The 20,231-nt window shown below is 49.4% G+C and carries 17 protein-coding genes; 8 read left to right on the top strand and 9 right to left on the bottom strand.

All coding sequences use genetic code 11. The features are described from left to right. Window positions 1-10: 10 nt before the first annotated feature. Together BZG72_RS03335 and BZG72_RS03340 are read right to left on the bottom strand one after the other, a co-directional pair. Window positions 11-292 (bottom strand): hypothetical protein, encoded by a 282-nt coding sequence (locus BZG72_RS03335; RefSeq protein ID WP_046075679.1) that lies wholly within the window; start codon window positions 290-292, stop codon window positions 11-13. Between the two features lie 81 nt (window positions 293-373). Continuing rightward, window positions 374-952: a BON domain-containing protein gene (locus tag BZG72_RS03340; RefSeq protein WP_077666077.1), complete on the bottom strand. Its 579-nt coding sequence runs from the start codon at window positions 950-952 to the stop codon at window positions 374-376. Between the two features lie 236 nt (window positions 953-1,188). Here BZG72_RS03340 and BZG72_RS03345 point away from each other — a divergent pair, with 236 nt between their 5' ends. Beyond that, window positions 1,189-2,583 carry a sigma-54-dependent transcriptional regulator gene (locus BZG72_RS03345; protein WP_198930045.1) on the top strand — a complete coding sequence of 465 codons (1,395 nt, stop codon included), beginning with the start codon at window positions 1,189-1,191 and terminating at the stop codon, window positions 2,581-2,583. On the opposite strand, the gene BZG72_RS03350 is transcribed toward BZG72_RS03345, so the two are convergent. Continuing rightward, the gene (locus BZG72_RS03350; RefSeq protein WP_046075681.1) at window positions 2,562-4,214 is read right to left on the bottom strand and encodes a diacylglycerol kinase family protein; all 1,653 of its coding nucleotides are present in this window, start codon (window positions 4,212-4,214) and stop codon (window positions 2,562-2,564) included. The two genes, BZG72_RS03345 and BZG72_RS03350, sit on opposite strands and share 22 nt — an antisense overlap. Window positions 4,215-4,335: 121 nt before the next feature. Beyond that, window positions 4,336-5,316, bottom strand: coding sequence for an oxygen-dependent tRNA uridine(34) hydroxylase TrhO (gene trhO, locus BZG72_RS03355; protein ID WP_077666079.1), 981 nt, complete (start codon window positions 5,314-5,316; stop codon window positions 4,336-4,338). Window positions 5,317-5,721: 405 nt separating this feature from the next. Between trhO and BZG72_RS03360 the strand changes: the two genes are divergently transcribed. Beyond that, window positions 5,722-7,104 (top strand): alanine/glycine:cation symporter family protein, encoded by a 1,383-nt coding sequence (locus tag BZG72_RS03360; protein ID WP_198930046.1) that lies wholly within the window; start codon window positions 5,722-5,724, stop codon window positions 7,102-7,104. Between the two features lie 95 nt (window positions 7,105-7,199). Here BZG72_RS03360 and BZG72_RS03365 read toward each other — a convergent pair whose 3' ends face one another. From BZG72_RS03365 to BZG72_RS03380, 4 genes are all read right to left on the bottom strand, one after another. Then, window positions 7,200-8,195: a chemotaxis protein CheV gene (locus tag BZG72_RS03365; protein ID WP_077578456.1), complete on the bottom strand. Its 996-nt coding sequence runs from the start codon at window positions 8,193-8,195 to the stop codon at window positions 7,200-7,202. 227 nt (window positions 8,196-8,422) lie between these two features. Continuing rightward, entirely contained in the window at window positions 8,423-9,679 is a 1,257-nt protein-coding gene (locus tag BZG72_RS03370) for an NAD(P)/FAD-dependent oxidoreductase (protein WP_077666081.1), read from the bottom strand. After that, window positions 9,676-11,055 (bottom strand): FAD/NAD(P)-dependent oxidoreductase, encoded by a 1,380-nt coding sequence (locus BZG72_RS03375; RefSeq protein ID WP_077666082.1) that lies wholly within the window; start codon window positions 11,053-11,055, stop codon window positions 9,676-9,678. Before BZG72_RS03375 ends, BZG72_RS03370 begins: the two co-directional genes overlap by 4 nt. Next, complete coding sequence (locus BZG72_RS03380) at window positions 11,048-11,389, bottom strand: (2Fe-2S)-binding protein (RefSeq protein WP_077666083.1); 342 nt, start codon at window positions 11,387-11,389, stop codon at window positions 11,048-11,050. Before BZG72_RS03380 ends, BZG72_RS03375 begins: the two co-directional genes overlap by 8 nt. A 341-nt stretch (window positions 11,390-11,730) precedes the next feature. Here BZG72_RS03380 and BZG72_RS03385 point away from each other — a divergent pair, with 341 nt between their 5' ends. From BZG72_RS03385 to BZG72_RS03405, 5 genes are all read left to right on the top strand, one after another. Next, a complete protein-coding gene (locus BZG72_RS03385; protein ID WP_077666084.1) occupies window positions 11,731-13,167 on the top strand; it encodes a coniferyl aldehyde dehydrogenase in 1,437 nt (478 codons plus the stop codon). Window positions 13,168-13,276: 109 nt separating this feature from the next. Continuing rightward, entirely contained in the window at window positions 13,277-14,596 is a 1,320-nt protein-coding gene (locus tag BZG72_RS03390; RefSeq protein ID WP_077666085.1) for an NAD(P)/FAD-dependent oxidoreductase, read from the top strand. Between the two features lie 11 nt (window positions 14,597-14,607). Next, the gene (locus BZG72_RS03395) at window positions 14,608-14,946 is read left to right on the top strand and encodes a hypothetical protein (protein ID WP_131828019.1); all 339 of its coding nucleotides are present in this window, start codon (window positions 14,608-14,610) and stop codon (window positions 14,944-14,946) included. A 129-nt stretch (window positions 14,947-15,075) separates the two neighbouring features. Continuing rightward, window positions 15,076-15,579, top strand: coding sequence for a hypothetical protein (locus BZG72_RS03400; RefSeq protein WP_077666086.1), 504 nt, complete (start codon window positions 15,076-15,078; stop codon window positions 15,577-15,579). A gap of 373 nt (window positions 15,580-15,952) precedes the next feature. Next, window positions 15,953-17,536, top strand: a complete 1,584-nt coding sequence (locus BZG72_RS03405; RefSeq protein WP_077666087.1) for a S8 family peptidase — start codon at window positions 15,953-15,955, stop codon at window positions 17,534-17,536. 86 nt (window positions 17,537-17,622) lie between these two features. On the opposite strand, the gene rihA is transcribed toward BZG72_RS03405, so the two are convergent. Then, window positions 17,623-18,558 carry a pyrimidine-specific ribonucleoside hydrolase RihA gene (gene rihA, locus BZG72_RS03410; RefSeq protein ID WP_046076034.1) on the bottom strand — a complete coding sequence of 312 codons (936 nt, stop codon included), beginning with the start codon at window positions 18,556-18,558 and terminating at the stop codon, window positions 17,623-17,625. A gap of 425 nt (window positions 18,559-18,983) precedes the next feature. Between rihA and BZG72_RS03415 the strand changes: the two genes are divergently transcribed. Further along, window positions 18,984-20,231, top strand: a complete 1,248-nt coding sequence (locus BZG72_RS03415) for an aromatic amino acid transport family protein (protein WP_046075692.1) — start codon at window positions 18,984-18,986, stop codon at window positions 20,229-20,231.

The raw sequence follows: 20,231 nt of genomic DNA on the forward strand, positions 1-20,231 counted from the left end.
ATCGTATTCGCTAGAATTTTTGTTTAGCTGAGTCGTAGGCATCTTTGAGAGACGTCAGTGCCTGTTCGGCGCCTTGTTTAATGTCGTCCCACGCATCGTCACTGGCATGCTGCAGCTCATTAATGCGTGTTTTCGCTTGCTCTTTTCTTGCGCGCAAATGCTCAATTGACTCTCGGTACTCTGCTTTTGCATTCGCCGAAGCAACATTCGCTTTTTCTTCAAGTTTATCAATTTCTTGATTCCAGTCTTGCAAGCGATTATGTAACTTATCTATCATCTCTTGGCGTTGCATAATACCTCCTATTAAAAGGGCCTAAGTCTACGTACAGGCGATTAATCAGTGGCGAAACGCAGTGGCGAAACGCCTTATTATTTAGGCATTGCCTTCGACGTCGAGTTCATCAATGACTCGTTCAACGTCCTGCGCGTTCTCTGCCATTAATACGGCAAGATCGCGCGCGGCATCACTTTTCACTTCGCCTGATAGGGTTGCGACGCCATCGTTAACGGATACATCAATATTGGTTCCACTAATATCGGGATTCAGCAACAAGCTTGTTTTAAGCGCCGCGCTGACTTTGGTGTCAACGACGGCTTGACCTAGTTCGGCTGACTGGCTCGCAGGTTGCGACACAGTGAGCTCGTTTTTTATCTCACTCACGCCATCAATCTGACGAACTAAGCCACTGGCCAAGCTTTTATCAAGCTCGGTATCGACTTTCCCGGTTAGAATGACCACGCCTTGCTCAACATCTGTGTTGATATCAAAGTTATTGAGGTTAGTGTTCACCATCAGCATGGACTCGGCTTTGCCATCAATCCAAGCGTCTTTGGCTTCATCTTGCCAGTCATTGGCGCTGCTCGCCGCAGAGACAGAAGAAGCGCCAAGCGCAAGCGCTAACCCTAATGATACAAATAAAGGATGAAATCGACCTTGCGGAGTCGTCTTCATTAAATCCTCCTTTTTCAATGAGTGTGAGCAACGTTGTGGCGCTGCTAGGCTCCCAAAAGCGAAATCTATGCCAATTTTAAAATAGTTTAAGTATCAACAGCTTATATAGTGATTGATGATTTGATGGTTTTGCTTTTTAGGTAACTTTTTCCTAAGTTCTGGTAATTATTACTTAATAACTGGGGTTGGATATGGCAGTCTAGAACAAGAAAACGCTTGGAAGGAATGCGATGTATATGTCTTGCTTGTTCGCTTATTTACCTCAGTCGTCAGATGCCTCTTTGCGTCATATGCTAAAGGTGGCGCTTAACGCGCGAGCGACGAACGTGGTGTGGTTTGATACGTTAGCCGCACTGTTAGAAGCGTGTCAGGTTGATGACCCTGACTGGGTCGTATTAGATGTTGACACCAAGGATGGCGATATCGATGAACTGCTCGTCATCATGACGCGTGTCACCCACACGCAATGGGTGTTATTGACTGATGGCGCGCCCTTTCCTGCTTGGAATCACCACGCCCAAGACATGGCTGCGACGGTATTTCGTCGTCCTATCGATAAGCAGGCCTTCCAGCATCTCGTTATTGATCAGATGCGCGGTGAGGATCATGGGCAATTACAGGGTACCCCCGTTATTACTAGCCAGGCAGATCAATACGGCTATTTATTGGGCTCATCAAGCCCGATGCTGGCACTGTATCGCCAGCTTCAACGACTAGGTCCAACGCAAGCGAATGTGTTTATCATCGGTGAGAGTGGGGTGGGCAAGGAGCATGTCGCAAAAACACTCCATGGCTTGGGTCGACCGACTGACATAGGCGGGATGGAGAGGCGAAGCCAAGGGGGGGATGCCCCTTTTATGGCGGTCAACTGTGGGGCACTGAGCCCAGAACTGATCGAAAGTGAGTTGTTTGGTCATGTCAAGGGGGCGTTCACTGGCGCGCATCAGGATCACCAAGGGATTTTTTACCAAGCCGAAGGGGGAACGGTGTTTCTCGATGAAATAACGGAAATGCCCCAGTCGCTGCAAGTGAAATTATTGAGGGTGCTGGAGTCAGGGGAATACCGCCCAGTTGGTTCGACACGCAATCAAAAAGCGAATGTGCGTCTTTTGGCCGCCACCAATCGCGACGCGCAAGAGGCGATTCAGCAAGGCAAGCTGCGTGAGGATATTTATTATCGCTTGGCACAATTTGTGGTGACGGTTCCGCCATTAAGGGCGCGAGGAGATGACATTCATGCACTGACCACGCATTTCCTCGCTGAATTGAATTTTAATCATCAGACAACCGTGAGCATTAGCGATAACGCGCTCGAGCACGTCCAGCACTACCACTGGCCAGGGAATGTACGTGAACTCAAACATGCTATTGAGCATGGCTTTCTATTGAGTAATGGGTGCATTGAAGTCACGGACCTACCCACTAACGTGATGGCTGATGATCCGTCAACAGCGGTTGAGGCGCTTTCGCTGCCAGAGGGAATCAGGCTTGATGAACTTGAAAAAGCAGCGATTTTACAAACACTCGCACGCTGTCAAGGAAACCGTCAGCGTACGGCTAAGGCGCTTGGGATCAGCCCTAAAACCTTATACAACAAACTCCAGCAATATCATGCATTATCGTCTGATTGAGCGGCATCAGGAAGAGGCGGAGATAGGATCGCGAGTGATTGAGGCTGCGCGTCAATCGTCAGTTTTCGGTCGCGATAAAGCTCGCCGTCAATGACATAGTCAATGACTGATGTAGCACGTATCGAGACGCGTGTGACTTGTTGATAGTGAGTAAAGCGGCCTAATCGTGTTTCAAACAGACTCGCGAATGCTAATTCCATGAGGGACAACGCGGTATCTGTTTTGGTAGAACTCGCGGTGAGCCAAGTGACATCGAGTTTGCCGTCGGCATAATTTGGTTGGCCTTGCCCTTGGGCTAATAAGGTTGTCATTGGTGCGGCATTGGCGACCACCATACTGGTTGTGCGGATCAACTGAGGCGCTTGGTGATCGAATTGAACGGTGAGATCGATGGCTTGATTTTGACTGGCAGCCCCGAGTAGACCCTGCAAATACGCCCACTGGCCTAATTGATTTTTCTGCTCCCGAGCGGCGTGGCGAATCATTTGTTGTTCAAAGCCAACGCCCACGACTAACAACGCCACTTTGCCGTTACAGCGTGCGGTGTCGATGGTTCGTGGCGTCCCATCTAAAATTACATCGCAAGCGGCATCAATATTTAAAAATTTGGTCTTTATCCCCCACAATGCATGGCATAAGGCGTTTGCGGTGCCAAGCGGTAATACGCCTAAAGGGATTGCGGTGTTAATCAGTGCTCGCGCAACGGCGTTCACAGTGCCGTCTCCACCGGCGGCGATCACCACATCAGCCTGTTGTGACACAGCGCGGCAAGCGAGTTGATAACTACGACGATTATGGCGTGTCTGATGGACGACTAACCGATACCCGTCACCTAAATAGGCCTGAATATAGTCGCGGTGCTTACGCCATTTCTTTCCACCTGCAGCAGGGTTAGCAATGATCCAGGCAATGGGACGCGCCAACCGCAACGCACCGCTTTGCTGAAAACGCACTAAAGCGCGGCGCTGGCGTTGGTTCAAGTGTGCTTTGGGGCGTACCATTTTGATGTCACCAAGCACATCCTCGAGCGAATGGTGGGGAGAAAGTGCCCAAAGATAGGCGGCAACAACCATCACGGACCGTCCGCGTCCTAGTGCACAATGCACCACCACCTTGTGTCCGGCTTGTCGCTGTTGATGCAGCCATTGTAACGCGCGCATCAGTTGGCTACGGGAGGGATAGGCATGATCCAATACGGGCACCGAGAGATAGGCGACAGCCTGTGATTGTGTGAAACGGTCGACGCTCTCGAATTCAGCGGTAACATCTAATATCCCATCAATACCTTGCGCTTGCAGATCGGGGATGTCTTTGTAGGTCAGGCGGGCACCGACATAGAGCCCAGGGGCGACTTGCTGGACGGGCGGTGCAACATCGCGTTTTCTTGCCCAACGATTGTACAGGTGGGTAAAGGTGAAAAATGGCGCAAACACCCACTGGCTGATGCGAGGCAACTGCCCGGACTGGCGTTTGCGAAAAAGGCGAGGCTGATTGCGCCAATAAGCGATACTAACGGCGAAAAATGCTGCCGCACACCATGAGAAGAGCAAGGTAAGAAGGACGTTAGGTATCCACCAGCTGATCGTGAATAAACACGCGGCGACCAAGCTATAAAAGGGGCCTATAAACACGCTTATTCACTCCTTTTTATTCAGCACAGACGCCATCGGTAAAACAATCCAGCTYTTACTATACGTTAGCCCTGCCTAATATCATAAAAAACGGCACGTCTAGCGTGCCGTTTTTGTATTATTATTTATCTTGATTTTGACGTTGGCGCCGGAATTTTTTCATTGCGCGACGTTGTTCAATGATCTTTCTCGCCTCACCGCCGACGTGCTGTTCACCGCGTTCTCGTGCAAGACGGACTTGGTACTCTCGCTCTCGAAACGCTGCCTTTTGGGCGTCGGTGTGTTTGTCGATGCATTTAGGGCAAGAGACGCCTTGCTCATAGTGTTCGCTTTCCATGTCCGCTTGCGTGATGGGAAGGCGACAGGCATTACACATTGCGTAAGACCCTCGCTCCAAATCGTGATTAACGGCAACACGGCTGTCGAAGACATAACACTCTCCGTTCCACAAGCTTTCACTCTCAGGCACTTCTTCGAGGTACTTAAGGATCCCGCCTTCTAGGTGATACACCTCATCAAAGCCTTTCTCTTTCAAAAAAGCGGTCGATTTTTCACAGCGGATCCCGCCGGTACAAAACATGGCGACTTTTTTGTGCGTGCTAGGGTCAAGCTGCTGTTCAACATAGTCTGGGAATTCACGGAAGCTATCTGTATGCGGATTAACGGCTCGTTCAAAGGTACCAATCTCGATTTCGTAATCATTACGCGTATCGATCACTAACACATCTGGATCGCTGATTAATTGATTCCACTCTGTTGGTTTGACATAAGTGCCCACGCTTTGGCGCGGATCGATGCCTTCAACCCCCATGGTCACAATTTCTTTTTTGAGTTTTACCTTGGTGCGACTAAATGGCTGGCTGTCTTCGAACGACTCTTTATAGTCAATATCCGCTAGGCGTGGGTCATTTCTAAACCACGCAAACAGCGCATCCATATTTTCTCTTGTCGCTGCTACTGTGCCATTTATGCCTTCCTGGGCGAGAAGGAGCGTGCCGCCTATTTGGTTGGCTTCCATTACTTCAAGCAATGGTGCTTGCAAAGACTGGTAGTCGTCGAGTGTGACAAATTTATATAAGGCACAAATGACATATTTAGACATGTTGTTTCCTCTTGCTGGCTGGAGCGTAAATCCAGTGCATGGGTGGTGTATGTATACGTGAGCGCGGAGTATAGCGAATGCTACTGACGCAAAACACCGGATAAAAGTAAGGTTAAATATCGAGCGCTCTGATAGCGACGAAGGCGATGCACTCTACTTTGTGTTCAAATCAAATTGTATTGTTAGTTATTCAATAACGTCTGGTTTTTATGAGATCAACATCACGTATGAACGGAGTTTTTATCGCCTGAAAGCGTGTTTGGCCTTAGTTTGAATGGGTTTTTAGTCACGCCAGAATGGTTTTATTGCTTTATGGTCTAATTATTTTGTTAGTTGGCGTGCATCGGCTAGACAGTGGTCTAGTAAGCAAAGTAATTAGCCAAGCATCAAGAAAGGATGCAAAACATGATTGAAGAATGGATTAACGCGTTTGTCGGGTTTATCTGGGGTAAACCGATGCTGATCTTATTGGTTGGTGGCGGGGTTTTCTTTACCCTTTATGGCAAACTCACGCCGTTTCGGTATATGGCACACAGTATCAAGCTGTTAACCGGTAAGGTGGACGATGGCAGTGGCCATGGTGATTTATCTCATCGCAAGGCGCTCGCCGCCGCTCTCTCCGGCACTTTGGGCCTTGGTAATATTGCCGGCGTGGCACTGGCGCTCAGCGCAGGTGGACCGGGTGCGGTGTTTTGGATGTGGTTAACGGCATTACTAGGAGTCTCAACCAAGTTTTATACCTGTACATTGGGGGTCATGTATCGTCACAAAGATGCGAACGGCAATGTCCACGGTGGCCCCATGTATACGGTTCGGCACGGTTTAGGGCCAAAATTTAAATGGTTAGCGGTGATGTTTGCCATTGCCGGCTTGATGGGATTTGTGCCGTCTTTCCAAATTAACCAGCTTGGTGCCGTGGTGCAAACTCAGCTATTTCCGGGGATCGCTTGGCTAGAGAGTAGTGCGTTCTCTTGGGCACTGGGCATTGTACTGGCGGTCTTCGTCGGTATGGTGATCTGGGGTGGCTTGAAGCGTGTGGCTGATGTTGCTGGTGCGCTAGTGCCTTTGATGGCGGGCAGCTATATGGTGATGGCGATCGCCGCTTTGGCACTTAATGCCGAGCGCGTGCCTGGCGTGTTTCAGTCGATTTTCGCCAGTGCTTTTTCACCGGATGCGATGTTCGGTGGCCTGATCAGTGTGATTATTGTGGGGGTGAGTCGTGGTGCTTTCTCTAATGAAGCCGGGATTGGCACCGAGGTCATGGCACACAGCGCGGCAAAAACCAATGAGCCAGTCCGAGAAGGATTGGTCGCTAGTCTCGGCCCCATTATTGACACCTTGATTGTCTGTAGCTGTACCGCACTGGTGATATTGGTAACTGGTGTGCTTGATCAAGCCGAGGGCATGCAAGGTGTTAGTCTGACCATGGCGGCATTTAAAGCGGCCTTTGGCGCGCCAGGGGCCTGGTTATTGGCGGCACAGGTGTTAGTTTTGTCTTTCACCACGGTATTTACATTTTGGTATTACGGCTATAAATGCTTTGTCTATCTATTTGGCGAGCAGGCGGGTCAGTATTATAAGTACCTATACTTATCGCTTGTGGTGCTGGGGGCGGTATTATCGCTGGATGTGGTGTTCTTATTCCTCATTGGGGCGTATGGGCTGATGGCAGTGCCCACTATGGTCTCCGCGTTGCTGCTGGCGCCTAAGGTAAACCAAGCTGCTAAACGTTATTTTGCCAGTCACCGTTACCGTGAAAGTCATCGCTCACAGGTAACCGACAGTTAATGGCTTGACTGACAACTTTGTTGTCACGCTAAAACGAACAAAGGCTGACAATGTGCAGCCTTTGTTTTGTTCACTATGTTGGCCTCTATCGTTGATTAATCATCAAGTGGTGCGCCGAATACATAGGTATCAGCCAGGCTAACCATGCGACCGATTTCGGGTTTGGTGATGGTATCATTGGCGCCCAATTGCAGAGCCTTAGCGCGGTTATCTTCGCTCATGATCGACGAGAACATGATAATAGGCATGGTTTTATAGGTATCCATCTCTCTGAGGCGTTTGACTAAGTGCATACCGTCCATACGTGGCATCTCTACGTCTGACACAATCGCATCCACAAACTCATTGATCGACACACCTTCTTCTTTGGAAATGCGTTCGAATTCGGTGAGTTTGTCAAAGGCCTCGCCACCATCTTTGGCCGATATAATGTTAAAGCCAGCTGAGCGTAGCGTGTTCTCAATCAAGCTACGGATGAAGGCGGAATCGTCCACCACTAAAATCGTTTTTGCTTCGCGTTTTTTCGCGCTGGATTCGGAAATGTTGACGTTTCTGTCCTGAGTGACATCGTATTTTTCCATACTCAACTCAGGGTTAATATCGGCAATGATTTTCTCAAAATCCAGGATCATAATCAGGTTGTTGTCTTTGCGGACAACGGCGACCACACAGTCTTGCTCGCCTGCTTCTAAAAATTGGCTCGGGGACTCAACCGCTTCCCAGGAAATACGATGGATACGACTAATACTGTCAATCAAAAACCCATTAGTCATGTTGTTAAAATCGGTGACAATCACAAACTTATTGTCTTTCTCTGGACGCGTCGGGACGCCTAACCAGCCTGCGAGATCAATCAGTGGCGTTAGCTTGTCGCGTGACGAAAACACCCCAATCATGTGCGCCTGGGCGTTTGGATAGTCAGTGGTTTCCGGAACTTGGATAACTTCGCGAACCTTGGCAACGTTGATACCGTAATAGCAGGTTTTGGTACTGCCGTCAGGAAGTTGCTTGATTAAGTGAAACTCAATGATTTCTAGCTCATTCGTACCACTTTCCGTCAGTATTTCGTTCTTTGATGGCTCGTCGTTCATGCCTACCACATTTCCTTTCGATATCAGCGAATAAAGCTGGCGTTAAACTGAGTTTGTTCCAGTATAAGCCTGAGATCAATAAAGCGACAATCTTTGCTCGATAATCGTGCTGCTTTTCTGTGGGCTATCGCGCTAAATTGATCGCGAAAATCATCGATAAGTTACAGCTTAATAACAAAAAAGCCTGCGGCGAGCAGGCTTTGAAGACCGTTAGGGCCGTTTGGCAGTTAAGGTAAGGCCACGTCTAAGTGGTAATTCCCGATCATTTTTCCTTGGCTGTCCAAAAAGCGTGTATAGGAGAACGGCGCGAGATCAATGGTGGTTGGCAGACCACGTACCACTTCATTCATCACCTTTCCGGTGATGGCAGAGGTCAACATACCGGTACGGAAATGCCCACATGCATTGAGGTAACCGTCAATACCCGGCACTGCACCAAGAATCGGCAGCTCATCCGGTGAGCCCGGACGCAAGCCTGCCCAGCAGCGCTTGATATTCATCTTCTTCAGCTCGGGGATAGACTTCATGGCGCCTTGTGCCAGCTGTTTGATGTACTTCATGTCTGTGGTGGTGTCAAAACCACGCTCTTCGGTGGTTGAGCCAATCAAGACTTCGCCGTTATCTTTTTGGGCGATATAACAATCACTGGTGGTTAAACAGCCATTTAAAAGCTTAGGTAGCTTCTCGGAGACGATCACTTGGCCTTTGACTGGGAAGACAGGCATTGGCATCCCCGTTGCCCACAAGCTGAGTTTTTCCGCCCATGCGCCACCCGCATTGATCATGGTGCCACAACCTAGCTTGCCGTTTTCTGTTTCAACCGCGACAACGCGGTTACCTTGTCTCACCACACCCGTGACTTTGGTATTGAGGTATAGCTCGACACCGTTTTGCCGTGCTGCTTCCAAATAGGCCTCGTTGAGGCGATAGGGGTTGATTTGGTGATCCCCCTCAAACTCCATCGCACCAATTGCCGCGCGCGACACGTTAGGCTCTTGTGCGTGAAGGTCTTCTTGAGACACCCAGCGGACATGCTCTTGGCGATCAGGTATGGCGGCCGCAATGTGCTCGGCATAGAGTTTGTCGTACTTATCAAACATGACAAACTTCAGACCGGTACGCTCAAACTTAAAGTCCACACCGTGATGCGTCATCAGGTCATCATACAATGCCGGATAGAGCTGGTTAGACAGCATCGTCATATCGAAGAACGGCTTGGGCATAATGTGCGGTTTGATCTCTGGTGATCCACCTTCGCCGCTTTCTTGCATCTGCTTAGAAAGGGTCTTAAACAGGATAACGCCGCAGCCAAGGCCGGTTGACTCGCCCATCGCCCATAGACCACCGGCTGACGCACGCGAGGCGTTTCCGGGGTATTTATAGTCCACAACGGCGATGGATAAGTCGCGCTCGCGGCTTAAATGATAAGCCACTGACGCGCCGATCACGCCGCCGCCACAAATTACGATGTCGTACTGTTTCATGCGTCATCCTCCAACGCAGCAAAAGGAATAGGGTCGAGTGGGAATCGAGGGCGAATCAAAGGTTGAGGCGACGTCGTGCTCTCATTGAGTCGGTCGTAGCAGTAGTGTGCACAGGTTTTTCCTTGGCAGTCACCCATGGTGACGCGGGTACGCATTTTCAATGTAATGACATCCTTGACGCCTTGATTGATGGCGTTATCAATGTCCGCCTTTTTCACTTGTTCGCAGCGACAGATCACTGTGTCTTTTTCCGGCAAACTGAGCAGGCCCGGGCGGCGGTAGCCTGCCGTATCAAAGCCTTTACGGAAACGGTAGCTCTTTTCGAGCTGATGACGCAGAGCCTTAAACTCATTATCAAGATTCGGCATTGAAATATTGCGAGCTTTCAGTGCTGAATATGCCGCAATCTTTCCTTCCAACATGGCGGCTTCTGCGCCGGCAAATTTTACGGTATCACCTGCGCAGTAAACATTGTCGAGGCTGGCTCGTTGCCACTCGTCCACCACGGGGATCGCCCCGCTCATATGATCGTACTGCATATCTAGCCCCATTAGTTGCGCAAGCTGAGAGCGTGCTGCAAAGCCGTAACCCACACCAAGTACATCGGCATTTATGGTTTCGGCACGGCTAACATCTGGGTGCCAGTCTTTACTGTAGGGGGCAACCGTGACTTGCTCGACTTGGGGGTCACCCGAGGCTTTGACTGCGCCCCAGCCGTAATGCATCGGAATATGGTGGCGTTTGAGATACATCATCATGGAGAGGCCATCTAGCGCGAGCTGTGGACGGTTGAGGAGGGCGAGCGTTTCACGTGCCAAGTCTTTAAACGGCGCCGCTTCATAGATACCGGCGATATCACAACCGGCTTTGTGAAGCTGACAAGCAACCAGTACAAGCAAAGGCCCTGTGCCGGTGATCACGCAGCGGTGCCCGGGACGAACCAAGCCGCTTTTTATTTGCAGTTGGATCCCCCCAAGAAGCATCACCCCTGGCATATCCCAGCCAGGAAAGGGAATGCTGCGCTCTTGGCAACCGGTGGCGAGGATCAACTGCTCATAGTCAATCGTTGATAGCGTATCTTCATGAGCAGTGAGGAGATGTTGATCCGCCATTGGCCCCAGTACCCGCGTCAAACTGAGTAGGTCAATCAAATCCTGATGCTGGTGATATTGTTCGCGCAGGGTTTGTGAGGTGGCCTTCCATTTGTCATCCAAATGGGGCAGTGCGTTGGTCTCTCGCCACGGGCCACGATAGACGACGCCACCGGGTTTGGGGGCTTCATCAACAATAATACTGGCAACCTTGTGCTTGGCCAGTGTGACCGCTGCAGAGAGACCAGCAGGTCCAGCACCAACAATAACAACAGGCTTAGACATGGGTTTCTCCTTGCTCGACGGTGTGGCTTTCAAGATCCGTGTTCTCAACCACAATATTGGCTTCAGTGCGGACATCCATATCCGGTTGAACGGCAACTTGACACGCACGTTGTTTATGGCGGCCGTTGATTTCCAGCGTGCAGCAATGACACACGCCCATGCCGCAATAGGCACTGGCTAACCGGCCATAATCATTTTTAGATAGCGCACGGATATTGCTTGCGAGCAAGGTGCTTAGCACGCTTTCTCCAGCGATGGCGGGAACCGTCTCGCCATTGACATGGATCGAGAAGGTTTCGCCAACGGCATCGGTAATGTCTTGATTTCGTCTCATCGTTTTAATTTGCTCATTCGTAGGTTGTTGGCACAGTGATGACGCCCACTCAGCCTGTTTAAGTGAGCGGAGTGCGTTGTCTTATTTATTAGGCGAGGAGTATACTAAACTTGCTTTGTGAATATGACGTTACTTTTTGTTTCTTATTTGTTATTCCTCGCAAAATGTATGGAAATAATGATGATGTTGTGAGCTTTATCATGATAACGATCAGGTTTGCGCGGAGAGGGGCCTGTGAACAGTGACGCTATATCGGTCAAGCGCTGTTGCGTAAACAAGGTGGCTATGTCATCAATGAAGAAGTGGTGTATCGCGATCTTGTATCGGCAGAGGAGGCAAGGATGACAGAGTCAGGCTCACAGTGGTTGGAAACGGTTAAAGAGATGCGAGAGGCATTCGACGCGCAAAAAGAACAGGTGTCTCAGTGTCCTTTTTTAGAGTACAGCCATCGTCGCGACGCGCTTCTGCGCTTGCGTCAGGCCATCAAGCAAAAATCGTCTGCGTTACAACAAGCCCTTAGCGACGATTACGGCTACCGTGCGCCCGTTGATACTGAAATTGCCGACATCTTGCCTTTGCTGCACCAAATTGATTACACCCGTCGTCGATTAAAGCGATGGATGAAGCCGCAAAAACGGCGTCCTGGTATTACTCTGCTAGGCACCAAATTGGTCGTGCACTCCCAGCCAAAAGGCGTGGTTGGGATCATTGTTCCTTGGAACTTTCCGATTATGCTGGCAGTGAGTCCGCTGATTTGCGCGTTGGCCGCGGGCAATCGGGTAATGCTTAAGCTTTCGGAGTTCACGCCCAACACCAACCAGGTATTACGCGCGTTAATCGCTGAGGTGTTTAGCCCAAACGAAGTGGCCGTGGTTGAAGGTGAAGTTGAAGTGTCGCGCCGCTTTACCGAGTTAGAGTTCGACCATCTCTTTTTCACCGGCTCAACCCAGGTCGGACGTCAAGTCATGCTGGCGGCGGCCGATAATTTGACCCCGGTGACCCTCGAACTTGGGGGTAAATCGCCGGTGATCATTGATGATCAAATTGATATGGACGTGGCTGTCTCACGGCTCATTTACGGGAAGTGCTTAAATGCTGGGCAGATATGTGTTGCCCCCGACTATGTGCTTTGCCCTGAACATCGGCAAGAAGCCTTTATACACGCCTATCAACGTGCATTTCGTGCTATGTATCCTGACTTTGAGGCCAATCAAGATTACAGCCAGATCGTTAATCAACCCCAAGCGACGCGGCTAGAAGAAACACTCCAAGATGCGCTCGATAAGGGTGCGCGTCGCTGGTGTGCACTCGACCAGCAAACCATGCCAACTGCGGAAAAACGACGCTGGCCAACTCAGCTACTGACCCAAGTCACCGATGATATGCGGGTGATGCAAGAAGAGATTTTTGGCCCGCTCCTGCCTGTGGTTACCTATCAAGATATCTCTGAGGCATTGCTTTATATTCAGGCGCGCCCGCGACCGCTCGCTTTGTATTTGATGAGCAATGACGCTGAGATACGCGCGCAGGTCACCACGCAGCTTCACGCTGGCGGTATGGGGATTAATGAAACCTTGTTCCATGTCGCTGCCGAAGATGCGCCTTTTGGCGGCATTGGTGACTCTGGCATGGGGCATTACCACGGCATTGAAGGCTTTTATACCTTTAGCCACCGTAAAACCGTCCTCACCCGTGATAAATGGGACACCAGCTTTTTAGTCAAACCCCCGTACAACCGCTGGTACAAACGCTTAATGCGCTGGTGGTTAATGCGGTAATGACTCTTGATTGAATTGTGAATAAAGCCACAAAAGCTATCTAATGATGTTGCGCTTATTTTGATTCATAACTACTAATTAAGCGATGTCTTAATTAGTGAGAGTGGTCATGTCGTATCAAAATTCGAATCTAGAACGACGCCGATTTTTAAAACTACTGGCAGGCGCAGGCGCGATAAGCTTGATGCCGGCAAGCTTACCCTCACGCGCTCAGACGCGCGCCAAGGTCGTTATTGTCGGGAATGGCGCTGCCGGTATCTCGTTGGCTAATCGCCTTGTGCAACACCTTTCCGCTGATCAGATAGTATTAGTGGGTGCACGTCAGCGTCACCTGTATCAGCCTGGACAAACTTTGGTGGCATCTGGGTTATGGAAAGCATCTCAAGTCTTATCAACTACAGAGCAATGGCTGCCTCCCGGCATAACCTGGCATGAACAAAATGCCAGTGCGTTTTTACCTGAACAACAAAAAGTTGTACTTGAGAATGGAACGACGCTCAGCTATGACGTACTCGTTGTTGCCATGGGCACCCAACTTAATTACACCCACATTGAGGGAATGGATGAACGTCTTATCGGTCAGCATGGTATTGGTAGTGTTTATCCGGGGCCAGAAGGTGCACTGGCAACGGATACGGCGTTTAAACAGTTTATGAATAAAGGCGAGGGCAAAGCTATATTTACTCTTGCTGAAACTCCCATCAAGTGCGCAGGTGCGCCACTTAAAATGACCTTTACCTCTCTCGCCCGTCTTGAGCAAACTGGCCGGCGTCATGCATTTGATGTGAGCTTCGCCACGCCGTTTAAAGATCGATTGTTTTCGATTCCCGTTTATAACGACTTTGTCATGGCGCGCTTTGGTGACCAAGGGGTAGACATTGCTGATCAGAAAACGTTGATTGGCATCGATCCGACCAACAAAAAAGCACGCTTCTCACTCACCGCAACGGGAAAGACACTAGTCGAAGCGTATGATTATATCCACGTCGTGCCTCCAATGAGTGCGCCCGATGTGATCAAGCATAGTGATCTGGTTTGGAATCAAGGTCCTCATAAGGGCGAATGGATGGCGGCAGACCAATATACGCTACAACATCCCAATTTCCCCAATGTATTTGGCATTGGTGATGTGACCGGTATTCCGCTATCGAAAACGGCTGCAAGTGTAAAAAAACAAGTTCCCATCGTTGAGGCAAACCTCTTAAGTTATCTGAACGACAAGCCTTTAGAGGCTGAGTTCAATGGATATACCTCTTGCCCATTGATCACTGGGTTCGGCAAAGCGATTCTGGCTGAGTTCGGTTACGGTGGAAAATTACTCCCTTCTTTCCCGTTTATTAGTCCAACAGAAGAAACTTGGATGGCTTGGGTAATGAAAGAACAAATGTTGTTACCAGCCTATCAAGCGATGTTGGATGGAAAAATTTAATGGAGGCGGACATGACTCTTGACGCAATTTTTACCGTACTACTGTACTCAGCCGCTCCTTACTGGGGATGGTTATTATTTTTAGTGGGTTTGCCTGTAGTGTCGTTAGTGATTTTTCGTCGCTTTTCTTTGCGCAGCGCCAAGCGCGCTTTTGTGTTCAGTATTGTAGTCGGCCTTGTCTGTGCTCTATCAGCGCCACCGTTAACGGGCTCCTCACTTGCGATGCTTAATGGTGCCGCAGACTGGGTGATGTTAATCATGGTTGCGATAGGTGCGACACTATACACTACGATCTTAGCAGCGATTGTTTTGAAGCCACAATCAACGTCGTTGTTCGACCAACGGGCATGATGATCGTATCGAGCGGTTCATCAACATATTATGCAATTAAATCACTAAACTTTTCCGAGAAATTGATCTATATCTTTGGTTGTTACATAACTGTTAAGAGTGGTGCGAAGCAACCAAAGGAGCGACACAATGGCGTTTTCAGTACAACCCGATTCCATGTTGCCAGACATTGGCGATCATGAGCGCGCGATGGTTGAGCAAGAGGTAAAGCTCGCGGTCACCGATGCCAATGGCAAATCACTGGGGTATTTAGCGATGGTGCCAGATGCACAGCGCTTTATTACCTTAACCCAAGATAACGCAGAGGCGTTGAGTTTTATCAAAACCCCTTGCAGCGTCAATGCGGGTTATTATCAGTGGTCGTTTTTTTATGACGACATTGAGTATGGCCTGGACTGTTTAATTGAACCTGACAGAAACAAGTGTCGGCTATATGCCAATGACCATGCGGCAGCCGCGCCATCGTGGAAGCTTGTTGATGACGGTGAGCGTGGCTCTTTGATGATGGCAGCCCCTATCTCAGCGATTGGGCCGGGCACGCGTATTGCTGTTACCTCTGATGAAACTGACGTTCCGAATGTATTAGTAGGGGCGCTTGAAGGCGGCGTGTTGGTGCATGAGCAGCCAAGTTAAATTAGGTTGAACACCGAGTATCTTACCGGCCAGTGCTCTGTCACTGGCTTTTTTATGCCAATCAATCTCACTCTCTAACTGCATGTATTAATTCACTTTCATTTTAGCTGTGAGCAGCATCAAAGAACTGTTCATCAATCATTTTTAGTAAAAAAGTGTTAAGTGCTCACAGATGGCCTACATAAATACTTTGTAAACAAAAAGTTAAAATTTATGCTGCTGATGCAATAGTAAATAATGCTGGTAAGTTGGATAAATAAAGCGATTTTCTCTGCGGAAAAAACTGCTGTTGATGCATAGCTTTATAAACGTGCTTGTTGTTATTTGTAGGCAATTAATTTTTGATACGTTTAACCATTGTAAGGAATACAATATGTTAAAGCATGTACTTAGCTGCTGTATTGCATCAGCATTAGTCGCTGCATCGCCTGCCGCGCTCGCAAAACAGGAAGAGGGTAAACAAGCGATCTCTCAGCAGCAAACGCTAGCGCCACTCGTTGTCGCGTCAGACAAGCAGGGGATTGAAGACCAATACATTGTGGTATTCAAACAACCGATGACGCTCAGCGACGATCCACAAGCGCTACAAACCTTCACTCAGCAGACCGTTTCAAGCATGGTCAACCAACATGCGGTTAAAGTTGAGAAAGTGTTTGATCGCTCGCTGAGTGGCTTTGTGGCCAAATTGACGCCAGAGCAACTGCGCGCGTTGCGTATGGACGAGCAAGTGGACTTTATCGAGCAAGATAAGACGATTTCCTTGGACCCGGTAATCACCCCAAACGCCAATCAGAGTAATCCAGTTTGGGGGTTGGATCGCATTGACCAACGTAACCTGCCTTTGGATAACAATTACAGTACCAATTTTGATGGCACAGGTGTGACGGCGTACGTCATCGATACAGGTGTGACAACGTCACATGTAGAGTTTGGTGGTCGTGCTCGCTCTGGCTATGATTTTATTGATAACGATAATGACGCGTCAGACTGTAACGGTCACGGCACCCATGTGGCCGGCACTATCGGTGGTAGCCAATATGGCGTCGCTAAAAATGTCGACATTGTTGGGGTGAGAGTGCTGAGCTGTAGTGGTTCGGGCTCAACGTCCGGTGTGATTGGCGGGGTTGATTGGGTGGCTGCCAATGCCAGTGGACCATCGGTGGCAAACATGAGCTTAGGTGGTGGTGTGTCTACAGCACTGGATCGTGCGGTTGCCAGTGCGGTGCAATCGGGTGTGAGCTTTATGCTGGCGGCTGGCAATTCCAATGCCGATGCGTGTAACAGCTCGCCGGCCCGTGAGCCAAGTGGCGTCACCGTGGGCTCAACAACAAGCAGCGATAGCCGATCAAGTTTCTCCAACTGGGGCAGCTGTCTTGATGTATTTGCACCAGGCTCGCAAATCAAATCTGCCTGGTATGACGGTGGTTATCGCACCATCAGTGGCACGTCAATGGCGACACCTCATGTTGCCGGTGTTGCGGCCTTGTATTTACAAGAAAACAATAGCCTATCGCCAGCACAAGTCGAGAGCTTAATTAGCAACCGTGCTAGCGTAAATAAAATCAGTGATCCTCGTGGTTCGGTTAACAAACTGCTCTATAGCCAAGCGGATAGCAGTTGTGAGCCTGATTGTGACCCAACGCCAGGGCCAAAAAATGAGCTCAAAAATGGCCAGCCAGTCAAGGGTATTTCTGGGGCACAAGGTACGCAGCGATTCTTTTACGTTGATGTTGACGCGGGGCAACGTCTAACGGTCAATATCAGCGGGGGCTCAGGCGATGCAGATTTGTACCTACGCTATGGGGCGAAACCAACTTTAAATAGCTGGGACTGCCGTCCATACAACTACGGCAATAGTGAAGTGTGTACGGTACAAAGCACACAAAACGGTCGCTATCACGTGATGCTTAATGGTTACACTGCTTTTAACGGTGTCAGTGTGACAGCGCGATACTAATGCACTGTCGCTAAGGCGGTCGCGTTATGACCGAAACCGTTTTATGACCCAAGATGACGATAAAGCGCGGCACAAAGCCGCGCTTTTTAGTGGTATTGGCGCAAGCAATCGTATAGCAAGTTGATAAAGCCCTTTCGATCGACGGCCATTGCCACCTCGGTATTGGCGAGATTGCCCGTGACGTGATAGCGGTCGACGACCGTCATTCCAGTGGTTAACGTCCCTTGTGTCTCGACACCCACCCATAGTGATTCACACTCGAAGAGCTCGGGCATCACCAGCCACGCGATGGTGCAGGGATCGTGCAGCGGTGAGCCGTCTAAGCGCCACTTGGGATCGCGGTGATAGCGCATAAAGAAATCAAGCCAACCCGCAACTGTCTGTGCCACGGGATTATCGATGCCACGGATGGAAGCCACATCTTCATCTTTGACTAACGCTTGGTGGGTAACATCTAATCCAAACATGGTGATTGGGATCCCAGCGCGAAACACGCGATCAGCGGCTTCTGGGTCGACATAAATATTAAACTCGGCTGCTGGTGTCCAATTGCCCAAGGTCACACCGCCTCCCATCAGCACAATCTGCTTAATCCGGTTGGTTAAATCCGGGTAGGCGGCCAGGAGTAGAGCCACGTTGGTTAAAGGGCCAGTCGCGACCAAGGTAATAGGCTGGTCAGCGTCTTGAAGCACACTGGCCATTAGGTTAACAGCATTATCAGGATGGGCGTCCATCGTGGGCTCTGGCAGCGCAGGACCATCCAAGCCCGACTCACCGTGAACATTATCAGCAATAATGAGCTCACGGGTGAGTGGTTTATGTGCGCCACCCGCGATAGGGATGTGTGTTTGTTGCAACAAAGTCAAAATGCGTCTGGCGTTGTAAAGGGTTTTATCTGGGGTTTGATTTCCGGCACTGGTGGTGACTGCTTTGATATCAAGCTGGGGGAGTGCACAAGCCATCACCAGTGCAATGGCATCGTCATGGCCGGGATCGCAGTCGATAATAATGGGTTCACGCATAAGCTGGCCTATCGCGGAGTTGGAGAACACGTCGGTCAGCACAGGATAAACGCCTTGCCACTTGCAGCGTGTGATCGTCCTCGCTAATTGCTCACGCGAGCGAAATGTAACAGGTGAATAATTTATCATCAAAAACTGAGAGATGAGTTGTTACACATTGTCAACATGTTGCGAACGAAAATGTGGTTGTTGCATTATTTTGCAAACAATTCAATCAATCTGTCTTTGCTTGATAATTTGGAGGTTTATGTTGGAAATTTAGGGTATTAATAGAGTTATAAACTGCTTTTTAGATTTTGACCTAGATTATGTGACAAGTATTTAACAAAACAATTAGGACATATATCTATTACATTTATGTGATACTTTAAGTTGAACTCGCTACTATGCAGCCGCACAAAATATTATAACTAAGAGAGTTTGACGTGAACCAGACTATAGATATCTCCTCAAAAAGTGTATCGCACCGCTGGACCCAACATGATACCCATTGGGCACTCAGCTTGTTCGGTACAGCGGTGGGGGCCGGGATCCTGTTCCTTCCCATTAATCTCGGGATGGGGGGCTTTTGGCCACTCATGATTATGGCCGTACTGGCGTTTCCGATGACGTTTATGGCTCACCGAGGCTTAGCGCGCTTTGTGTTGTCGTCTCGCCACAAAGATGCCGATTTCACCGATGTGGTTGCCGAACACTTCGGCAGCCATGCAGGCCGTTTGATCTCCGTGCTGTATTTTCTTTCTATTTTCCCCATTTTGTTGATATATGGCGTTGGGCTGACTAATACAGTTGATAGCTTTTTGGTTAATCAACTCGGGTGGGCGTCGCCAAACCGTGTCATGCTGTCTGGTGTGCTAGTCGCAGGTATGATTGCGATCATGATGGGGGGCGAGCGCCTGATGCTGCGTGCATTTGCGGCGATGGTTTATCCGCTGGTTGCTATCTTGGCGTTTTTGTCTTTTTACCTAATACCATCATGGCAAGCACCGAACCTCGCTATGCCCGGGATGGGAGAACTGGGCATGAATCTATGGCTCGCCGTGCCAGTAGTGATTTTCTCGTTCAGCCATGCGGCGGCGATTTCTAGCTTTGCCAACATTCAGCGCCGTCACTATGGTGATGATGCCCAAGGCAAGTCAGAGCAAATTCTTAAACGCGCGGGCGTGATGTTAGTTGCCTTTGTACTCCTGTTTGTTTTCTCGTGCGTGTTGACGCTCACCCCGGCACAAATGGCGGAAGCGAAGGCGCAAAATGTGTCTGTGCTCTCATACCTTGCTAATGTCACCCAAAATCCATTTATTGGCACCTTAGGGCCTTTGGTCGCCTTTATTGCTATCACATCATCGTTCTTGGGGCATTTCCTCGGTGCACGCGAAAGTCTGAACGGCTTGGTCACCAAACATAGCAAACTCACTTATAAAAAGGCCGATAAGCTCGGCGTGGTGGTGATGTTTTTTGCTATTTGGTGGTGTGCGGTGATTAACCCCAGCATCCTCGATATGATGGGCGCATTGTCTGGGCCTGTGATTGCGATGATCTTATTTATTATGCCAACGGTTGCGGCCTACAAAGTCAAAGCGCTGTCGCAGTATCGCGGCAAAGCGGGTACTTACTTTATCTTTGTGACAGGTATGCTAGCGATTTCAGCGTTGCTTTATAACTTGATGGGTTAA

Origin of the sequence: Salinivibrio sp. PR6 (genome assembly GCF_001995955.1) — a bacterium.
GTDB lineage: Bacteria > Pseudomonadota > Gammaproteobacteria > Enterobacterales > Vibrionaceae > Salinivibrio > Salinivibrio siamensis.

Coding starts and splice junctions, on each gene's coding strand:
- BZG72_RS03395 (WP_131828019.1), top strand. CDS start 14,608: ATGACTCTTGACGCAATTTTTACCGTACTACTGTACTCAGCCGCTCCT.
- BZG72_RS03335 (WP_046075679.1), bottom strand. CDS start 292: ATGCAACGCCAAGAGATGATAGATAAGTTACATAATCGCTTGCAAGAC.
- BZG72_RS03385 (WP_077666084.1), top strand. CDS start 11,731: ATGACAGAGTCAGGCTCACAGTGGTTGGAAACGGTTAAAGAGATGCGA.
- BZG72_RS03370 (WP_077666081.1), bottom strand. CDS start 9,679: ATGAAACAGTACGACATCGTAATTTGTGGCGGCGGCGTGATCGGCGCG.
- BZG72_RS03345 (WP_198930045.1), top strand. CDS start 1,189: ATGTCTTGCTTGTTCGCTTATTTACCTCAGTCGTCAGATGCCTCTTTG.
- rihA (WP_046076034.1), bottom strand. CDS start 18,558: ATGCGTGAACCCATTATTATCGACTGCGATCCCGGCCATGACGATGCC.
- BZG72_RS03405 (WP_077666087.1), top strand. CDS start 15,953: ATGTTAAAGCATGTACTTAGCTGCTGTATTGCATCAGCATTAGTCGCT.
- BZG72_RS03390 (WP_077666085.1), top strand. CDS start 13,277: ATGTCGTATCAAAATTCGAATCTAGAACGACGCCGATTTTTAAAACTA.
- BZG72_RS03400 (WP_077666086.1), top strand. CDS start 15,076: ATGGCGTTTTCAGTACAACCCGATTCCATGTTGCCAGACATTGGCGAT.
- BZG72_RS03375 (WP_077666082.1), bottom strand. CDS start 11,055: ATGTCTAAGCCTGTTGTTATTGTTGGTGCTGGACCTGCTGGTCTCTCT.
- BZG72_RS03360 (WP_198930046.1), top strand. CDS start 5,722: ATGATTGAAGAATGGATTAACGCGTTTGTCGGGTTTATCTGGGGTAAA.
- trhO (WP_077666079.1), bottom strand. CDS start 5,316: ATGTCTAAATATGTCATTTGTGCCTTATATAAATTTGTCACACTCGAC.
- BZG72_RS03340 (WP_077666077.1), bottom strand. CDS start 952: ATGAAGACGACTCCGCAAGGTCGATTTCATCCTTTATTTGTATCATTA.
- BZG72_RS03365 (WP_077578456.1), bottom strand. CDS start 8,195: ATGAACGACGAGCCATCAAAGAACGAAATACTGACGGAAAGTGGTACG.
- BZG72_RS03380 (WP_077666083.1), bottom strand. CDS start 11,389: ATGAGACGAAATCAAGACATTACCGATGCCGTTGGCGAAACCTTCTCG.